Origin of the sequence: Actinokineospora cianjurensis (assembly GCF_003663795.1) — a bacterium.
Lineage (GTDB): Bacteria > Actinomycetota > Actinomycetes > Mycobacteriales > Pseudonocardiaceae > Actinokineospora > Actinokineospora terrae.
Map to the genome: position 1 here is coordinate 401,757 of NZ_RCDD01000001.1, position 17,340 is coordinate 419,096.

14 protein-coding genes are annotated in these 17,340 nt (G+C 70.5%); 6 read left to right on the forward strand and 8 right to left on the reverse strand.

Features of this window, described 5'->3' with window-relative positions; genetic code table 11:
- Window positions 1–83: 83 nt before the first annotated feature.
- Window positions 84–2,405 (forward strand): DEAD/DEAH box helicase, encoded by a 2,322-nt coding sequence (locus tag CLV68_RS01835; RefSeq protein ID WP_121388889.1) that lies wholly within the window; start codon window positions 84–86, stop codon window positions 2,403–2,405.
- 933 nt (window positions 2,406–3,338) lie between these two features.
- Here CLV68_RS01835 and CLV68_RS01840 read toward each other — a convergent pair.
- The 8 genes from CLV68_RS01840 to ssd all read right to left on the reverse strand — a co-directional run bounded on the left by CLV68_RS01840 (window position 3,339) and on the right by ssd (window position 9,822).
- The gene (locus CLV68_RS01840; RefSeq protein ID WP_121390895.1) at window positions 3,339–3,962 is read right to left on the reverse strand and encodes a bifunctional DNA primase/polymerase; all 624 of its coding nucleotides are present in this window, start codon (window positions 3,960–3,962) and stop codon (window positions 3,339–3,341) included.
- 310 nt (window positions 3,963–4,272) lie between these two features.
- Window positions 4,273–4,686: an Rv3654c family TadE-like protein gene (locus CLV68_RS01845; RefSeq protein WP_121388890.1), complete on the reverse strand. Its 414-nt coding sequence runs from the start codon at window positions 4,684–4,686 to the stop codon at window positions 4,273–4,275.
- Window positions 4,683–5,009, reverse strand: a complete 327-nt coding sequence (locus CLV68_RS01850; RefSeq protein WP_121388891.1) for a TadE family type IV pilus minor pilin — start codon at window positions 5,007–5,009, stop codon at window positions 4,683–4,685. Before CLV68_RS01850 ends, CLV68_RS01845 begins: the two co-directional genes overlap by 4 nt.
- Window positions 5,006–5,179 carry a DUF4244 domain-containing protein gene (locus CLV68_RS01855; protein WP_121388892.1) on the reverse strand — a complete coding sequence of 58 codons (174 nt, stop codon included), beginning with the start codon at window positions 5,177–5,179 and terminating at the stop codon, window positions 5,006–5,008. The genes CLV68_RS01850 and CLV68_RS01855 overlap by 4 nt, the downstream gene beginning before the upstream one ends.
- Window positions 5,180–5,196: 17 nt before the next feature.
- The gene (locus CLV68_RS01860; protein ID WP_246009629.1) at window positions 5,197–5,637 is read right to left on the reverse strand and encodes a type II secretion system F family protein; all 441 of its coding nucleotides are present in this window, start codon (window positions 5,635–5,637) and stop codon (window positions 5,197–5,199) included.
- A 739-nt stretch (window positions 5,638–6,376) separates the two neighbouring features.
- Window positions 6,377–7,135 (reverse strand): type II secretion system F family protein, encoded by a 759-nt coding sequence (locus tag CLV68_RS01865; protein WP_147459855.1) that lies wholly within the window; start codon window positions 7,133–7,135, stop codon window positions 6,377–6,379.
- Window positions 7,136–7,631: 496 nt separating this feature from the next.
- The gene (locus tag CLV68_RS01870; protein WP_121388894.1) at window positions 7,632–8,771 is read right to left on the reverse strand and encodes a TadA family conjugal transfer-associated ATPase; all 1,140 of its coding nucleotides are present in this window, start codon (window positions 8,769–8,771) and stop codon (window positions 7,632–7,634) included.
- The gene (gene ssd, locus CLV68_RS01875) at window positions 8,761–9,822 is read right to left on the reverse strand and encodes a septum site-determining protein Ssd (protein ID WP_121388895.1); all 1,062 of its coding nucleotides are present in this window, start codon (window positions 9,820–9,822) and stop codon (window positions 8,761–8,763) included. The genes CLV68_RS01870 and ssd overlap by 11 nt, the downstream gene beginning before the upstream one ends.
- 478 nt (window positions 9,823–10,300) lie before the next feature.
- On the opposite strand from ssd, the gene CLV68_RS01880 reads away from it, so the two are divergent.
- The 5 genes from CLV68_RS01880 (at window position 10,301) to CLV68_RS01900 (ending at window position 17,247) form a co-directional block, all read left to right on the forward strand.
- Window positions 10,301–11,122, forward strand: coding sequence for an HAD-IB family hydrolase (locus CLV68_RS01880; RefSeq protein WP_121388896.1), 822 nt, complete (start codon window positions 10,301–10,303; stop codon window positions 11,120–11,122).
- Window positions 11,123–11,609: 487 nt separating this feature from the next.
- Window positions 11,610–13,469 carry a glycoside hydrolase family 3 protein gene (locus tag CLV68_RS01885; protein ID WP_425454809.1) on the forward strand — a complete coding sequence of 620 codons (1,860 nt, stop codon included), beginning with the start codon at window positions 11,610–11,612 and terminating at the stop codon, window positions 13,467–13,469.
- Between the two features lie 55 nt (window positions 13,470–13,524).
- Window positions 13,525–15,192, forward strand: a complete 1,668-nt coding sequence (locus CLV68_RS01890; RefSeq protein WP_121388897.1) for a serine hydrolase domain-containing protein — start codon at window positions 13,525–13,527, stop codon at window positions 15,190–15,192.
- Between the two features lie 167 nt (window positions 15,193–15,359).
- Complete coding sequence (locus CLV68_RS01895) at window positions 15,360–16,277, forward strand: MurR/RpiR family transcriptional regulator (protein ID WP_121388898.1); 918 nt, start codon at window positions 15,360–15,362, stop codon at window positions 16,275–16,277.
- 43 nt (window positions 16,278–16,320) lie between these two features.
- Window positions 16,321–17,247: an N-acetylmuramic acid 6-phosphate etherase gene (locus CLV68_RS01900; RefSeq protein WP_092779212.1), complete on the forward strand. Its 927-nt coding sequence runs from the start codon at window positions 16,321–16,323 to the stop codon at window positions 17,245–17,247.
- The last annotated feature ends 93 nt before the right edge of the window (window positions 17,248–17,340 follow it).

Below are 17,340 nucleotides of genomic sequence, written 5' to 3' on the forward strand. Positions count from 1 at the left end.
TTACGCGGGCGGACTGTGACCAAACTCTCATGATCATCTTTGCTGCCCGCCGGGCTGTCGGACCGGTGTGCGAAGCTCGACGGGTGACTGTCGAGCTGGCGACCGACCGTGGCGCCGTCCTGCTCGGCCGGGTGCTGGCCGGGGTGGCCAGCGGCGAGAACCCGGTCACCCACGTCGCCGAACTCCCCGCCCGCGCCGAGTCCACCGCGCCGTGGCCAGCGTGGACACCGGAGCCCGTGCGGGAGGCGTTCGTGCGCGCGGGAGTCCGGCTGCCGTGGACACACCAGGTCGCCGCGGCGGAGCACGCGTACGCGGGTCGCAGCGTGGTGATCGCGACGGGTACCGCTTCCGGCAAGTCGTTGGCGTACCAGCTACCGGTGACGGCAGCGCTGACCGAAGACACGCGCGCGACCGCCCTCTATATCTCGCCCACCAAGGCATTGGGGGCCGATCAGCTCCGCGCGGTGCACGAACTGGAACTGCCGGACCTGCGCGCATCGGCCTACGACGGCGACACCCCGATGGTCGAGCGCGACTGGGTGCGCGCCCACTCCCGCTGGATCTTCACCAACCCGGACATGGTCCACCGCGGCATCCTGCCCAGGCACGACCAGTGGACGTCGTTCTTCCGGCGCCTGCGGTACGTGGTGGTCGACGAGTGCCACGCCTACCGGGGCGTGTTCGGCTCGCACGTCGCGCTGCTGCTGCGCCGCCTGCGCCGGGTCGCCCTGCGCTACGGCGCGGACCCGGTGTTCGTGCTGGCGTCGGCGACGGTGTCGGACCCGGCCGGGTCGGCCAGCCGTCTGTCCGGAGTGGACTGCGCGGCGGTCGCCGACGACGCGTCGCCGCGCGGTGCGCGGACGGTGGCGCTGTGGGAGCCGCCGCTGACGGAGCTCTCCGGCGAGAACGGCGCCCCGGTGCGGCGCTCGGCAGGCGCGGAGAGCGCGCGGATCATGGCCGACCTGGTGGTCGAGGGCGCGCGGTCGCTGACGTTCGTGCGGTCCCGGCTGGGCGCGGAGCTGACCGCGCTGGGGGCGCGGCGCATCCTCGACGAGGTCGACCCCGCGCTGTCGAGCCGGGTCGCCGCCTACCGCGCGGGGTTCCTGCCGGAGGAGCGGCGCGCGTTGGAGCAGGCGCTGGCCTCCGGTGAGCTGCTGGGGGTGGCGAGCACCAACGCGCTCGAACTCGGGGTCGACATCGCCGGGCTGGACGCGGTGGTGGTGGCCGGGTACCCGGGGACGCTGGCCTCGTTCTGGCAGCAGGCCGGGCGCGCCGGGCGGTCCGGCGACTCGGCGCTGGTGGTGTTCGTGGCGCGGGACGACCCGCTGGACACCTACCTCGTGCACCACCCGGCGGCGATCCTGGACAAGCCGGTGGAGGCCACGGTCACCGACCCGGGCAACCCGTACGTGCTGGCCCCGCAACTGGCGTGCGCGGCGGCGGAACTGCCGCTGACCGAGGCGTGCCTGCCCGCGTTCGGACCGGGCGCCCGCGCGGTGCTGGATTCCCTGGTGGAGTCCGGAACCCTGCGGAAACGGCCCAACGGCTGGTACTGGACCTCGCGCGAACGCCCCCAGGGTGCCGTCGACATCCGGGGTTCCGGCGGCGAGCAGGTCGCGGTCGTCGAGGCCGATTCCGGGCGGATGCTGGGCACGGTCAGCCAGGGCAAGGCGTGCTCGACGGTGCACGAGGGGGCGCTGTACCTGCACCAAGGGCGCTCTTACGTAGTCGACGAATTGGACCTGGACGGGCTTCTAGCGCTGGTACACCCAGAGAGCCCGGATTGGACTACCTCGCCTCGTGAGGTCGTGGACATCTCGGTGCTGTCTACGCTGTCGCAGCAGGCTTATGGCGGCGTGACAGTGTGCCTGGGCGAGGTAGCGGTGACGTCCCAGGTGGTCGGCTACCTCCGCCGCCTGCCGTCAGGCCAGATCCTGGACCAGGTGCCGTTGGACCTACCGGAGTCCACCCTCAACACCCGCGCGGTCTGGTACACGATCGACCAGGACCTGTTGACAGCAGCAGGTTTGGCCCGCACCGAGATCCCCGGCTCCCTGCACGCCGCCGAACACGCCGCGATCGGCCTGCTCCCCCTCTTCGCCACCTGCGACCGCTGGGACATCGGCGGCGTCTCCACCGCCCTGCACCCCGACACCGCCCACCCCACCATCTTCGTCCACGACGGCCACCCCGGCGGCGCAGGCTTCGCCGACCGGGGCCACGCCGCCCTCCTCCCCTGGCTCCAAGCCACCCACCAAGCCATAACCTCCTGCGACTGCCCCACCGGCTGCCCGTCCTGTGTCCAGTCACCGAAGTGCGGGAACGGGAACGAGCCGCTGGACAAGGGTGGGGCGTTGAAGGTGTTGCGGGTTGCTGTGCAGGCATTGCGGGGTGGGGCTGAGTAGGTCTGGGGTTGGGGGCTGGCGGCTCTCGTGCTCGCCTGCGGCGTCGACGGTCAACGCCTCGCCTTCGGCATTGGCCTGGGCGCGACAAAGCGAAGAGCTCGATGCGGCGAACTTGTTTTGCGCGGGGCCCCTACGACACCCGGGCAGAACCACAAAGCAGGGGCCCAAGAGCAGGCCCTGCCACGGTGAGCGACGCTACGAGTGCCGTCCCCCCACACAAAACAAGTCCGCCCCATCGAGCCGGCCTGGCACCAGCGGATCCGAGGAGCGTTCTGGGGCCAACGTTGTAGAGGGGCGCGTTGGGCCAACGCCTGAGAGGGGCGCGGAGGGCCAACGTCGCACAGTCTCGACCAGTTGGGACCGGTGACTCCGAGGAGCGCGTGGTTGACCAACGTTGTCTAGGGCAGGTTGGGGCCAACGATCGTTAGGGGCCGGGTGGGAACCTACGACTGAGACAGGGCGCGTGGGGCTGGCGCCTGCGGGCGCGCGCCGGGACCCTCTTCTCCCGCAGAGGGGGGAATGCGGCAGCGCGCCGGGGGCGACCGGTTGGGCGGTCGCGCTTCCCGGCGCGCTGCATGCCGCCGAGCTTGGGGGTTGGGTCTGCTACCGCGCTTGGCCACGGGTGTGTGCGCGGGACCGTCGACGGGGAGTTCGCGACCTGCGGGGTAGGCACCGGGAGGCGGGTCGGTGCCTGGTGCAGGGTCGGTCATCCCGGGGCGGGGTGTCGACTGGGCGGCTGGGCCGCTGTCCCTGTCCGTGGCGGTGCGCGGGAGACCGGAGTCCCCAGCTTGTGCTCGGCTGGCTGCCTGTCCCTCGGGGACGCACTCGGGCGGGAGTTGAGCGTCGGCCCGGTGAGACAGGCTGGGTGTGGTCGGACCGGGGCGCCCTAGGCGGGAGGGCGGGATCCGGTCCACCACGGTGGGTGGTGGTCGGTCAGTCGCGGGTGGCGACCAGTGGGCGGGTGGTCGGCTCACGCAGCGCGTCGAGCAGTGCGTCCTGGATGGTCTCGGTGGTCGGGATCTGCCAGCCGCACACCTCGGGCTTGACCCGCCAGTGCACGACGCCGTGCTGGAACGGGCTGGGCGGCAGGGGGATCCAGTCGCCGGTGCCGCGCAGGGCGACGTCGGGGTTGGCGGCGAGTTCGGCGGTGAGGCCGGAGCCGGTGCGGGTGAGGAAGAACCAGCGGTGCTCCGGGGTGGCGAGGATCGGCACCGGCAGCCCGACCGACCGCAGCACCCTGGCCGCGCGCCTGCCGAGGTCGTCGCCGACCTCGATGGCGTCGTAGCCGAGGCCGGTGGCCAGCAGCAGGCTGTAGGGCTGACCGGTCCACCAGGTGGCGACCTGCTCGGCCTTGGTGCCGACCCGGTCCTGCCAGTCGGCGTGGATCGGAACGGGGCCCGTGGTGTCCTCGGAACCGTCGCGACCGGCCCAGTGGCCAGCGACCGGGTAGGTACCCGGCAGCACCGGCCAGCCGCGGAACGCGAGGCCGATCGCCTCGGCGCGCAGCTCGACGCGGAACGCTCGCCGCCAGTTGTCCGACCTCACGGTTCCCAACATCTCGGGCACTGCCTCCTCGGGGTACGGGAGCCGGTCCGGCGCCCTACACCTCACTCAACGGCATCGAGGACGCTGTACGAAACTCGCCGTCGGCAACTGGTCGGTCTGGCGAGGTAAGTGACCGGTCAGCCGACCGGAGCGACCAAACTCACCTGACCGGTCACCCGCACACCCCCGCGAGGTCACCGCACGGCCGTACACCGAACTGCGGCGACGCCACCAGCGGGCCTGCCACCTGCGGAAACACCGGTCGCCACGGTGGGTGACCACCGCCGCCACCCGGACGGCCCCGGACATCCTGTGATGCCGTTCACCGTCCGGAGCCGACCGCTTGGCCGCCGCTGACCGGTCCGGCCCGCGCCGCCGCGGCTGCCGACCCGACCACCGCGACGCCGGGGACCACCACCTCGACCGTCGCGTCCCAACCGCTCACCGCACACCGGACGAGCCGCGCGCCCATCCGCTCGGCGACCCACCGAGCCCGCCCGCAAGCGGACTCGACGCCGTCGACCACGTGCGCGGCCGCGGCCAACGCCCCGAGATCGGCGGCGCCCCGCGCCCGGTGCCGGGCCGCGACCACACCACCGAACGTCAGGACCATGAGTACCACTGCCATCACCCCGGCGATCACCGCGAGACCCAGAACCGTCGCGAACCCGCTGTCGCCCCGATCGCCGCTGGGGTGGGGTCCAGCACCCGGTGCCCACGGCGAACGGGTGGTCATGGCGTGACCCCGGGTTCCAGCACGGCGTGGGCGGTGGCGTGGGTCGGGAACAGCGGGTGGTTGGTGTCGATGGTGACGGTGATCGTGTCGGACGTGGTGCGGATGGTGATGGTGGCTTCGGGTGGAGCCGCTTGTCGGGCCGCTGCCTGCGCTCGGCCGAGGTCGCCCCTGATGGCCAGGCGGGCTGCCTGGGCGGCGGCGTCCACGCAGCGGACGTGGTCCACGGCGGCGGCGATCGCGGTCAAGGCGAGCAGGAGGACGACCACGACGGCACTGAGGACCAGCGCCGCCTCAACGGTGACCGAGCCTTCGTCGTCCGTCACGGCGACAGCGCATCGGTGATGATCTTGGCAAGCGCGGTGGACACCTGGTCGCTGATGAGGATGGCGATCAGCACCCCGCCGAGCATGGCGGCGCCCAGGACGCAGAGGGCGTACTCGACGGAGGCCGAACCGGTCTCGTCGTGGAGGAAGTCGTGCACGGTGAACTCCATGAGTCTCTTTCGGACAGTCAGAAGTGGAACGTTCGCGCGGCGGTGCCGATGACGACGGGCAGGACGCCGACGCAGAGGAACGCGGGGAGGAAGCACAGCCCGAGCGGCAACGTGATGAGCACCCCGGCCCGCTGCGCCCGCGCCTCAGCGGCATGCTCCACCCCGGCCCGCACGTCACCCGCCAACCGGCAGGCGACCTCAGCGAGCCCAGCCCCGGACCGCGCGGTCCGCCGAGCCGCCCTGGCCACCGCGGCCGTCTCCGAAGCGTCGACCGCCGCGGCCCAGGCTTGGCGTGGATCAGCACCCAACGCCAGTTGCTCAGCCACACCGCGCAGAACGGCGCCCGCGCTCCCAGGTAAGCCCTCACTCACGGCAGTGATGGCTGTCGGCACGGGCATGCCTGCCCGAAGACACGCCGCGAGCATGTCCCAGGTGGCAGCAAGCCTCAGCTCATCCATCTTGTCCTGCGGCGGCCTAAGTGCGCGCCGCGCACCTAGGTAAGCCAAGACACCAGCGACAAGTCCCACAACGCCGGCCACCGCAACACCCAGACTCGCCGCCGAGACGCCCACGAACACAGGCACCAACCACTTCGGCCGCCCCCTGCGATCGAGCCCCATGACCCGCCGAAACCTCCGCCGCCCAGGCGCCAACGGCGCGACGACCACTAGCGCCACAGCGAGAAGCAGAAGCGCGGCTATCACGTCGACACCCCGCAGTCGGCGACGCAACCGATCCGAACGAGACCGGCACAGGTCGACAAACCCTTGAGCGCCAATGCTCCCTGGCCGAACGCGATGTTCGCGGAGATGGCCGCGGCTAGAGGTGGTGTTGGAATCATGCAGGTATCGCGTGGTCGATGAAGTCGGGATTCGGGATGAGAACGGTTCCGGTGAGCAAGCAAAGAACGAGGCGCAGCTTTGTCGAACACGAGAGCTGGTCGCGGCCTCAAGGCTCGATGACGCAGCCGGGGGTTGGGTGTGACGGTGGGAGTGGGCTTAAGTGGAGTGGTCATGTGGGCACCGCGCAGCGGGTGATGTGGGCAGTCGGGAATGGGCCGCGGTAGGGGCGCAGGGCGAGAACACAGCGCGGGTTGGCGGGAGACGGTGGCGGGCGGATACGGGTGGAGGTTGAGGTTGGTGACTCGATGCCGCGGCCGGGGGCTGGGTGTGGTGGGCGTGGGCTTAAGTGGAGTGGTCATGTGGGGACCGCGCGGTGGGTTATTCGGGTGGTCCAGGTTAGGCCGGTGCTGGTGAGTAGGGCGCCGAGGACGAGGGTGGATTGGCCGAGGGTGGTGGTGGCGAGGGTGGCCAGCGGGTGTGCGCCTGTGGCCTCGCCTACGGCTAGGGCGGCGGCGGGGAGGGCGGCTAGGAGGGTGGTGCTGATTTGTGGGCCCGCGAGACGGGCTTGGACGGCTCGGGTGAATGTGGCTTGGTGGGACAGGTCTTGGGCTACGGCGGTGAGGGTGGCCATCAGGGGGACTCCGTGGCGGGCGGTGAGGTGCCAGGCTTGGCGCAGTTGAGGGGGGTTGATCTCCAGGTCACCGCCCAGGCGAGATGCGGTGGCGATGAGGCGGAGGCTCTCCGCTGCGCTGGCGGGCGCGTCCTGTGCTGCCTGTTCGGCGGCGGTGACGGGGTGCGCACCTGTTGCCAAGTCGGCGACCAAGCCCGCGACGGCCTCGGCGAGGTCTTCCAGTTCGGCCAACTGCCTGCGTTGGCGCAGCGTCATCCGCCATCGGTGGCAGAGGGCCGCTCCCACCAACCCGGCCGCGAGCGCGCCCCCGAGCCCGAACGCCGCCCATCCGCCGACGCACCCCAGCACGACGAGGAGGGCGTCGGGTGTGGTGGCCCGCACCTGCCATCGCCGGACCGGCGGCGCTGCCAGTCGTCGAAGCCGCCGAGCAGGCCGCGTCGACGGCCACAGCAACACCGCGATCGCGAGCATCACCAGAACCACGGCACACCTCGCAGGCAACGGCACCGCGCCCGGACGCCAACACACCAGCCCGGACCACACCTGATCCCGTCGGCCGGAACACCCCCGCGAACCACGCACCCTCCATCGCCCGCGCGGCGGCCCGATCGATCACGAACTCCGGCCCACGTTCGACACAGCGCCCGACGTACAACGGCAGTGGCGCCCGGGCGGGACGAGGGAGACGCGAGCAGGCTGATCAGCGCCCCTCCCGTAGCTCGCCTTTGCGGCCACGAGTTGCCGCGAAACGGATGGCCACCACCGAGAGGCGGCTCAGACGCAGAGCGCCGCGAACTCACGCCCGCCCGCTCCTCAGTCAAGCGGACGATGCCGTTCGAGCACGGCGACCGGCCACCCGACGCAAACCGCACGACGAGTTGGTGCGACGTGGATCCCCGCGGCAGCTCACACCTGGTGGGGCTAAAAGGATGTCGGCGGAGTTCGTTGGCTGGGCAGAGGGCTGGTCGGCGAACAGAGGTCATGACCACGGGACACCTCGGGCGGTGAGCAGGGTGGCGAGCAGGGGGCGGTGGGCTGTCCAGGTGCCGTCCTTGTAGGCGGTGTGGGTGGCGGGGCCGGTGGGAGTGGCGGTGAGGACGGCGATCTCGGTGAGGGTCGGCGTGGGGGTGCGGCGCATGTGGAGGACCAGGTGGATGGCGGCGGTGAGTTGAGGGTGCAGGGCGGTTCGGTCGAGGCCACCCAGCGCGGCCAGGGCCTCCAAGCGGGCGGGGAGTTCTTGCGGGGAGTTGGCGTGGACGGTGCCCGCGCCGCCGTCGTGGCCGGTGTTGAGCGAGGTGAGGAGATCGATCACCTCCGGGCCCCTGACCTCACCGACGACGATGCGGTCGGGGCGCATGCGCAGGCCCTGGCGGATCAGGTCGCGCAGGGTGACCTCGCCTGCGCCCTCGATGTTGGGCGGGCGGGCCACCAGGCGGACGAACTGGGGGTGGTCGGGGTGGAGTTCGCCCGCGTCCTCCACGCAGATGACGCGTTCGTGCGGCGGGACGACACCGAGCATGGCGGCCAGCAGGGTGGACTTGCCCGCGCCGGTGCCGCCGGTGACGAGGAACGCGAGGCGGGCGGTGATGACCGCGGTGAGCAGGTCGTGGACCTCGGCGTCGACCGTGCCCAGGGCGCGCAGGTCGGCCAGGCGGTGGTTGGCCGGGCGCAGGACGCGCAGCGACAGGCAGGTGTGTTCGGCGACCGGGGGCAGGACGGCGTGCAGCCGCACCTGGCCGCCCGGCAGCCAACCGTCCACATAGGGCTGGGCGTCGTCCAGCCGCCTGCCCGCCGCCAACGCCAGGCGTTGGGCCAGCCTGCGGACGGTGTCCTCGTCGGGGAAGCGGACATCGCTCCGACGCAGCCCTGACGGCCCGTCGACCCACACCTGGTCCGGCGCGGTGACCAGGACATCGGTCGTGCCGCAGTCCCGCAGCAACGGCTCCAGCGGTCCGGCGCCGACGAACTCCTGGCGCAGCAACGTCAGCGCGGACAGCACGTCGCGGTCGCCGACCACCCCCACCTCGGCCCGCACCGCGTCGGCCACCAGGGCAGGCGACACCTCGGCTCCGCCACCCACCAGCCGCCGCCGCACCCGGTCGATCAGGTCACCGGACATGGCTGGGCACCGTTTCGAGGGCGTGCAGGACTGCCTTGCTGGCCCGGGAGAGCGAGCCCCGCAAGGGAAAGCTGCCTTCGTCGAGCCGGGCAGGGAGCGCAGGATCGCGCCGGTAGGAAGCCAGCAGCGGTAGGTCTACCGCCTTGGCGATGTCCGGTGGTCGCAGGTGCGGTGCGTCCCGAACAACCAGGGACGGTCGGATCCCCTGGGAGGCAAGGTAAGTGGCCAGCCGTCTCGTCGCGGCTGCTGCCCGGAGTTCGGCGGGCACGATCAGAACCGTCAGGTCGGCACGATCAAGAGCGACCCGGCTCGTCGGATCCGGGGTGCGGGGCAGGTCGCACACCACCGTCTCCCCCGCGCGCGTGCCCGCTTCCATTACGGCGACCACCGCGTCCGGCGACGGGCCATCGCCCTCCCTGGCACCGGAGAGCAGCGTCAGCCGGAACCTGCCCTTCGTCCGGCCGGGCAAGGACGAGTGCAGACTGGACACCGGCACCCGACCGGTGCGCAGGCGGACGTCCGGCCAGCGCAACCCCGGTTCGTCCTCCGCGCCGAGCACCAGGTCGAGGCCGCCGCCCATCGGGTCGCAGTCGACGAGCAGCGCGTTCGTCCCCGAGCGGACCGCCGTGAGCGCTACCGCAGTGGCGAACACCGAGGCACCCGCCCCGCCGGTGCCACCGATGACCGCCAGGACCCGGCCCGCCGTGCCCGCCGGGGCCTCGGTGACATCCGCGAGGGCGGCGGCCAACCAGGGTTCGTCCTCGGGCAGCGAGACGACCTGCTCGGCGCCCAACCGCACGGCGCGCTCCCAGCTGCCGGGCGGCGGGGTGCCCGCGACGACGAGCACGACCCCTTTCCTGCGCGGCAATCCCGCATCGGCGCAGGCGGCGGCCGCGGGGTCGTCGAGCAGGACCAGGGGCGCGCTCGGCCACCTGGCGCGCACGTCGGACAGCTGATCAGCGCGGTGCGGCTCGGTTCCGGCCGCGGCGCACAGCCGCAGCACGTGCTCGGTCAGGGACTCGTCCCGCAGCCACGCGGTGGGTCGGTGCACGGCTCCTCCTTCGTCGTTCGCCGGTGCTGTGACCAGAATCTGGTGAAACTGGCAACGGCGGAAGGAGACCTGGTCAGGCTGGGGACAACTCGGGGGGATGTGGACAACTCGGGGGTCCGCGAGCGGATCGGGACGGCGGAGTGTCGGTGGACTAGGGCAAGCTGGAGGGGGCTGCCCTGCTCCGGATATGGGACGACCCCCGCCAGGGGGGAGGGGCGGGGGTCGTCAGCGGGTTCAGCCCCGGGGGGTCGGACTGAACCGGCCCGGCTCTATGGCCGGGTAGCCATACTGTATCCCCTCCACGGCGTTCGATGGCCACATACGGCAGAAGACACCCTGCCGAGTTCGAACGCGGCGCCCCCAGGCAGCTGTGCGGGGCCGGACGGCGGCACGCAGACCACCGTCCACGTGCGCTTCCCACGGCATCGGCGGACATCAGGGCAACCGGCCACATGACAGCGGCTCCTATGCTGACCCGGTGAACGACTCCGCGGCGCTCCCGCCCGCGCCCGGTCGGGTGGCGGCCTTCTTCGACCTCGACAAGACGGTGATCGCCAAGTCGAGCGCGCTGGCGTTCAGCAGGCCGTTCTTCCAGGGCGGGTTGATCAACCGGCGCGGGGTGCTCAAGAGCGCCTACGCGCAGTTCGTCTTCGCCTCGTCCGGCGCGGACGCCGACCAGGTCGAGCGGATGCGCGCGCACCTGACGGCGTTGTGCGCGGGCTGGGACGTCGAGCAGGTGCGGTCCATCGTGGAGGAGACGCTGCACGACATCGTCGACCCGTTGGTGTACGCCGAGGCGGCCGAACTGGTGGCCGCGCACAAGGCTGACGGGCACGACGTGGTGGTGGTGTCGGCCTCTGGCGAGGAGATCGTGACCCCGATCGCGGCGATGATCGGCGCGACGCACAGCGTGGGCACCCGGATGGTCGCCGTGGACGGCCGCTACACCGGTGAGATCGACTTCTACTGCTACGGCCCGAACAAGGCGACCGCGATCCGGGACCTGGCCGACGAGTTGGGCTACGACCTCGCGGCGAGCCACGCCTACTCCGATTCCAGCACCGACCTGCCGATGCTGGAGGCGGTCGGCAAGCCGTCGGTGGTCAACCCGGACCGGGGGCTGCGCAAGGTGGCCGCCGAGCGGGAGTGGCCGGTGCTGACGTTCACCAAGCCGGTGTCGCTGCGGTCGCGGTTCCACGCGCCGTCGGGCACGACCGTCGCGGTGACCGCCATCGGGCTCGGCGCCGTGGCCACTGCGGGCGCCGCGTGGTACGGACTGCACCGCCGTCGAAGGAGATGACCGGTTCCCGCCTCGGACAAGGGATCTCTCCCGGGTGGGCAGGGGAGCCTACGCTCACGGGCAGTCGCGGTCGACGCTTTCGCAGACCTTGACCGGTGCACACGAAAGTGCCCTTGAAGTGACCTTCGCCACTGGGTAGAAAGGTGATGCGGACCCCGAGTCGGCCAGGGACGGAGCGAAGAGAAGCTCCGATCCACCCCGAGCGGGCTCCGTGCGCGAACACCGGAGCACCCACGCGCAGCACGCCGCGGGAGGCATGTCGTCAAGGGACTGCGTACCGGGACGCCGGACGCCGAGGCCAGGTAGGTACGACTTCAGTTGCACGCTTGGTAACCCGAGTGATTCGCGCCGCGACTTTGGGCGGTCCTGCTCTTCGGAGCGGGACCGCCCAAATCGTTTCCCCGCGTTGACCACCGCTCCCGGCACTGGGTAACTTCACCGTGATAGCTCCACTTGTGGTGAAGAACTCACAGCATGGGAGTCCGCAGTGCCCACCCGCGCCGTCCGCTGGTCGTTCACCGCCCTGGTCGCCGCGTGCGCCTGCGTCGCCACCGCTGTGGCAGTCCCCCTGCTCATCACCCCCGCCACCGCAGGCCCGGACGACGGCGCGTTGACCAGGCCGGGGCCGCCGCTGAGCCAGGATGCGGTCATGCACACCTGGATCGATGCCCGGCTGCACCGGATGCCGCTGGAGCAGAAGGTGGGCCAACTGTTCGTGGCCACCGTGTGGGGGAAGTCGGCCGCGGAGGCCCATCCCACCAACCGGGAGCGCTACGGCGTGGACACCCCTGCCGAGGTGGTGCGGCACTACCAGGTCGGTGGCGTCATCTACTTCAACAACGCCGGTACGGACAACGTCGACAGCCCGGCCCAGCTCGCCGCCTTCTCCAACGGCCTGCAGCGCGCCGCGCTCAACTCCGCTCCGAACCTGCCGCTGGTTGTCGCCATCGACCAAGAGGGCGGCAACGTCACCAGGGTGCCCGCTCCCGCTACCGAGTACCCCAGCGCGATGGCGCTAGGGGCGGGACGTAGTGCTGCCGACGCGCGGACGTTGGCCAGCGTCAACGGCAACGAACTGCGCGCGATGGGCATCAACCAGAACTTCGCCCCGGTCGCGGACGTGAACTCCAACCCGCGCAACCCGGTGATCGGTGCCCGCGCGTTCTCCGCGCACCCGGACCTGGTCTCGGACATGGTCACCGCGGAGGTGCGCGGGTACCAGGCGAGCGGCAAGCCGTCGGACACCGTCTCGGCCTCGGCGAAACACTTCCCCGGCCACGGCGACGCCGCGACCGACAGCCACACCGGGCTGCCCGCGATCACCAGGACCGCCGAGCAGTGGCGGGCGGTGGACCTGCCGCCGTTCCGGGCCGCGGTCGACGCCGGGGTCGACTCGATCATGACGGCACACATCCAGTTCCCGAGCCTCGACCCGACCGGGGTGCCCGCCACGGTGTCGCGCCCGATCATCACGGGGCTGCTGCGGCAGGAGTTGGGCTTCACCGGCGTGGTGGTCACGGATTCGTTGGCGATGCAAGGGGTCCGCGAGATGTTCGGTGACGCCGAGATCCCGGTCTTGGCGTTAGAGGCCGGTGTTGACCAGTTGCTCATGCCGCCCGACCTCGCGTTGGCACAAGAGTCCGTGATCAGTGCAGTCCGTTCAGGCAGGCTTACCGAGCGCCGGATCGACGAGAGCGTGCGGCGAATCCTTGCGCTGAAGTGGAAGCGTGGGATCTTGACGCAACCGCTGGTAGACGAACGCACGGTCGGTCGGCTCGTCGGCGCCCCCCAGCACAAGGCCGCGATACAGCGGTTGACCGACCGGACCGTCACGGTTCTGGCGAACGACGGCACACTGCCGCTGCGCACGACGCCCGGGCGGGTCCTGGTGACCGGGGTGGGCGATCCGACGAACGCGGACAACTCCCCCAACACCCTGGCCGCCGCTATCGGGGCACGGGGGTCGACGGCGAACGCGTTGCCCACCGGTACCCGACCGTCGGTTGCGACGGTCGCTCAAGCGGTGACCGCTGCGAAGGGTGTCAACCTCGTAGTGGTTCTCACCAACAACCTCGCAGGCAACACCGAGCAGCGTTCTTTGGTGGAAGGGCTAGTGGGCTCCGGTGTGCCTGTAGTCGCCGTCGCCACGCAGGCGCCCTACGACCCTGGGTTCGCCAACGCGCCCAACTGGCTGGTGACCTACTCCTGGCGTGCTGTCTCGCTCGAGTCGCTTACCCGGGTGCTGTTCGGCGAGGTCTCTCCGCGCGGGAAGCTGCCGGTAGACGTCAACCTGGGGAATGACCCGACATTGCCGCTCTACCCCTACGACCACGGCTTGACCTGGTAGCGGGCTTCCGGGAGCTGCGGAGGCCCTACCTGCTGTATCCGTGAAGGGTGGGGCGATGCTCGTACAACTCGGAGCGGCGGTGGCGGTCTTGGCGGTCACGGCGGGCGTAGGGCCAACGGGCAGGTTCGACGTGCCGGTGAACGGCTTCGCAGCTGCCACGACGGTGCTGCGCGAAGGTAGCCCTGAGTCCGTCGGTCTCGACCCGGCGCCGATAGAGGCGGCCAAGGCCACCATCGCAGGCAGCCCCCTCTTCCCCGGGGCAGTGACTCTGCTGGCACATGACGGGGTCATCGTCGACCGGACCGCGACCGGTAAGGCCGTGCGATACGCGGACGCGACGACCGAGCTTCCCGCTGAACAGCAGGTGCCGATGCGCGTGGACACCATCTTCGACGTGGCGTCGGTGACCAAGCTGTTCACCTCCATCGCCGTCTTGGGCCTGGTCGAGGACGGGAAGGTCGACATCGAGAAGCCTGTGTCGACCTACCTGCCGGAGTTCGGCGTCAACGGCAAGGCGACCATCACCGTCAAGCATCTGCTTACCCACACCTCCGGCCTAGAGCCCTTCATCCCTCTCTGGCGGGACTATCCGGACAAGGCAGCGCGGATCAAGGCCGTCATGGACCACGCTCCGTCTGCGCCGCCCGGCAGCGTCTACACCTACTCCGACCTCAACCTCATCACCCTGGGCGTGCTGGTCGAGCGCCAACGCGGAGAGTCTCTGGACTCCGTGGTCACCAAGAGGATCACTACACCGTTGGGTCTAACCGACACCGGCTACAACCCACCAGCCAGCAAGCGGGACCGGATCGCGGCCACGGAGTACCAAACGACACCGGCACGCGGGATGGTCAGAGGCGAGGTCCACGACGAGAACGCGTGGTCGCTGGGTGGGGTAGCCGGTCACGCCGGGGTGTTCTCGACCGCTGAAGACCTGGCCGTGTTGGGGCAGACGATCCTCAACGGCGGCACCTACCGGGGTAAGCGCATCCTGCGTGAGGCCACGGTCCGGGAGATGTTGACCAACCACAACGCCGCCTATCCCGGTAACGCCCACGGCCTCGGCTTCGAGCTGGACCAGCGCTGGTACATGGGCGGCTTGGCGGGCCCCAGGACAGCCGGGCACACCGGCTTCACCGGGACCTCGCTCGTGCTCGACCCGGCGTCGCGGTCCATCGCGGTCCTGCTGACCAACCGGGTTCACCCGGTGCGCACCAACGGCTCGATCAACTCGGCGCGGGAAGCGCTGGCCTCCGGGCTGGCCAGGGCGCTGGCCGTGCGCCCGCGCCAGGGTCCAACGGCCTGGTACACCGCGACCGGTGGCGCGACGCTGCTCACCGGGCCGCTGCGGTCGACCGGTCCGGTCTCGGTGAGCTTCGCCGCATTCGTCGACACGGACGCGGGCGACAGCCTCGTGGTCGAGTTCGAGGACGGCGGGGAGTGGCGCGCGCTGCCGCTGCGGGTGTCCGGGCCGGGCGCCCCCGAGCAAGAAGTCTCCGGTTTGTCCGGTTCTGGGCACCGTAGTTGGTGGACAGTCCACGCGATTGGGCCGGTCGGGGCGCCCGTGACGGTTCGTTGGCGCTATGTCACGGACAGTCGCTATAGCGGCCGAGGGGTGACACTTGATCGAATCACCGTCACTGACAGTAGGCGAATCCTACTCGACGGTGAGAAACAACCCCACTTGATACGCCCGCTCGGGTGGGGGCCCAAAACTCGTTGACCTTCGGATGCTAACAATCCGCGTTCGCCCAGCGATGCGGTGGGCAAGCCCCCACCAGGGGCGACGACCGGTACGGACACATTTGGGTAGCGTTGCCACCAGATGTCATGCACCGTCTTGTACTACCCCATAACTGTTAGTAAGTTTCCCACGTGAGTGCGAGTCAAATGACAGCAGAACACAGCGAGTCAAGCCCGTTGGTCCGCATTCGCTCGCTCCTGCCCGGCCTAGCCCGTGCGGAGCAGCGGGTGGCCAAGGTTGTGCTCGACAGTCCGTCCACCGTCGCCAGGCGCAGCATCACCGAGGTCGCCGAGGCCGCGGGCACCAGCGAGACCACCGTGACCCGGTTCTGCAAGGCGATCGGCGTCGGGGGCTACCCCGAGCTGCGGATCGCCCTTGCCGCCGACACGGCTCGCTCAGCCGCGCGCGTCGACCGCGACCTCGGGGGTGAGATCGCGCCAGAGGACGACCTGAAGACCGTCGTCGGCAAGGTCACCTTCTCCGACGCGCGCGCCGTCGAGGAGACAGCCGAACAGCTCGACATCGAAATACTCGCCAAGGTGGTCGACGCCGTGGCGACAGCGGGCCGGGTCGACGTCTACGGCGTCGGTGCCAGCGCGTTCGTCGCCGCCGACCTGCAGCAGAAGCTGCACCGGATCGGCCGGGTGAGCTTCGCCTGGAACGACACCCACATCATGCTGACCTCGGCCGCGGTGCTGAGCCCAGGCGACGTCGCGGTGGCGATCTCGCACACCGGGGCCACCGTCGACACCGTCGAGGCGCTGCGCACCGCCCGCGAGCACGGGGCGACCACGGTCGCGCTGACGAACTACCCGACGTCCCCGATCGCCGAGGTGGCCGACCTGGTGCTCACCACGGCCGCGCGGGAGACCACGTTCCGCTCGGGGGCGACCGCGAGCCGCATCGCGCAGCTCACCGTCGTCGACTGCCTGTTCATCGGGGTCGCGCAGCGGCACCTGGACCAGTCGATCAAGGCACTGGACTCGACCAGGGACGCCGTCGGCACGCACCGGCTGGAGACGAGGCACGACGGGCGGCGCAAGCCGCGGGAGAACGGGAAATGAGACCTGGTGCGCGGGCCAACCGCGCCGGGGAGGGGGAACTCGGATGACCGTGCCACGTCAGTCGGTCCATGTGGACTCCCCGACCGAGCGGCGCAACCCGCGCACCACGGAGATCGACCGGATGTCGACGCTCGACATCCTGCGCACCATCAACTCAGAAGACCAACTCGTCCCCACCGCCGTCGCCGCCGCCCTCCCACACCTGAGCCGCGCCGTCGACATGGCGACCGAGGCACTGCAGTCCGGCCACCGCGTTCACTACGTCGGCGCGGGCACCTCCGGCCGCCTCGCGACCCTGGACGCGGCAGAGCTAACGCCGACCTACAACGTCCCCGCTGAATGGTTCCTGGTCCACCACGCGGGCGGACCTTCCGCACTACGGGAAGCGGTGGAAGGCGCGGAAGACGACGAGTCCGAAGGCGCCGCCGAGATGCGCCGTGACGCGCGCCCCGGAGACTTCGTCCTCGGCCTCACCGCTTCCGGGCGAACCCCGTATGTGCTGGGGGCACTAGCCGAGGCTCACCGCATCGGCGCGAGCACCGCCCTGGTCTCGAACAACCCGGACGCCGCCCGCGCCCCTGGCGTCGACCTGGTGATCGCGGTGGACACCGGGCCTGAGGCGATCTCCGGATCGACCAGGATGAAGGCCGGTACCGCGCAGAAGATCTTACTCACCACGTTCTCCACTGCGGTGATGGTGAAGATGGGGCGCACGTACTCGAACCTGATGGTCAGCATGCGCGCGACCAACGCCAAGCTACGCGGCCGAAGCCTCCGGATCCTGCGCGAGGCAACGGGGTCCGGGCAGCAGGAGTGCTCGGCCGCATTGCTCGCGGCGCACGGGGACCTGAAGGTAGCGATGGTGCACCTACTGTCCGGCGTGGACGTGATGGATGCGGCTCGGGCGTTAGCCGAGTCGAGTGGACACGTGCGACGAGCGTTGGGGTTGTTGGGGGCGCACGCTTTCTGAGTTTCTGCCTCGGGTTGTCCACAGGAAAGCTTCTGCTCGCCTTCCTCAAAGAAGCGCCCTCTCAGACGTTGGCCAGCCACACGGCCCTCTGCA

Bases quoted from the DNA above. Each gene is read 5' to 3' on its own strand.
- CLV68_RS01840 (WP_121390895.1), bottom strand. From the start codon at position 3,962: ATGTTGGGAACCGTGAGGTCGGACAACTGGCGGCGAGCGTTCCGCGTC.
- CLV68_RS01845 (WP_121388890.1), bottom strand. From the start codon at position 4,686: ATGACCACCCGTTCGCCGTGGGCACCGGGTGCTGGACCCCACCCCAGC.
- CLV68_RS01855 (WP_121388892.1), bottom strand. From the start codon at position 5,179: ATGGAGTTCACCGTGCACGACTTCCTCCACGACGAGACCGGTTCGGCC.
- CLV68_RS01860 (WP_246009629.1), bottom strand. From the start codon at position 5,637: ATGGATGAGCTGAGGCTTGCTGCCACCTGGGACATGCTCGCGGCGTGT.
- CLV68_RS01870 (WP_121388894.1), bottom strand. From the start codon at position 8,771: ATGTCCGGTGACCTGATCGACCGGGTGCGGCGGCGGCTGGTGGGTGGC.
- CLV68_RS01890 (WP_121388897.1), top strand. From the start codon at position 13,525: ATGCTCGTACAACTCGGAGCGGCGGTGGCGGTCTTGGCGGTCACGGCG.
- CLV68_RS01895 (WP_121388898.1), top strand. From the start codon at position 15,360: ATGACAGCAGAACACAGCGAGTCAAGCCCGTTGGTCCGCATTCGCTCG.
- CLV68_RS01900 (WP_092779212.1), top strand. From the start codon at position 16,321: ATGACCGTGCCACGTCAGTCGGTCCATGTGGACTCCCCGACCGAGCGG.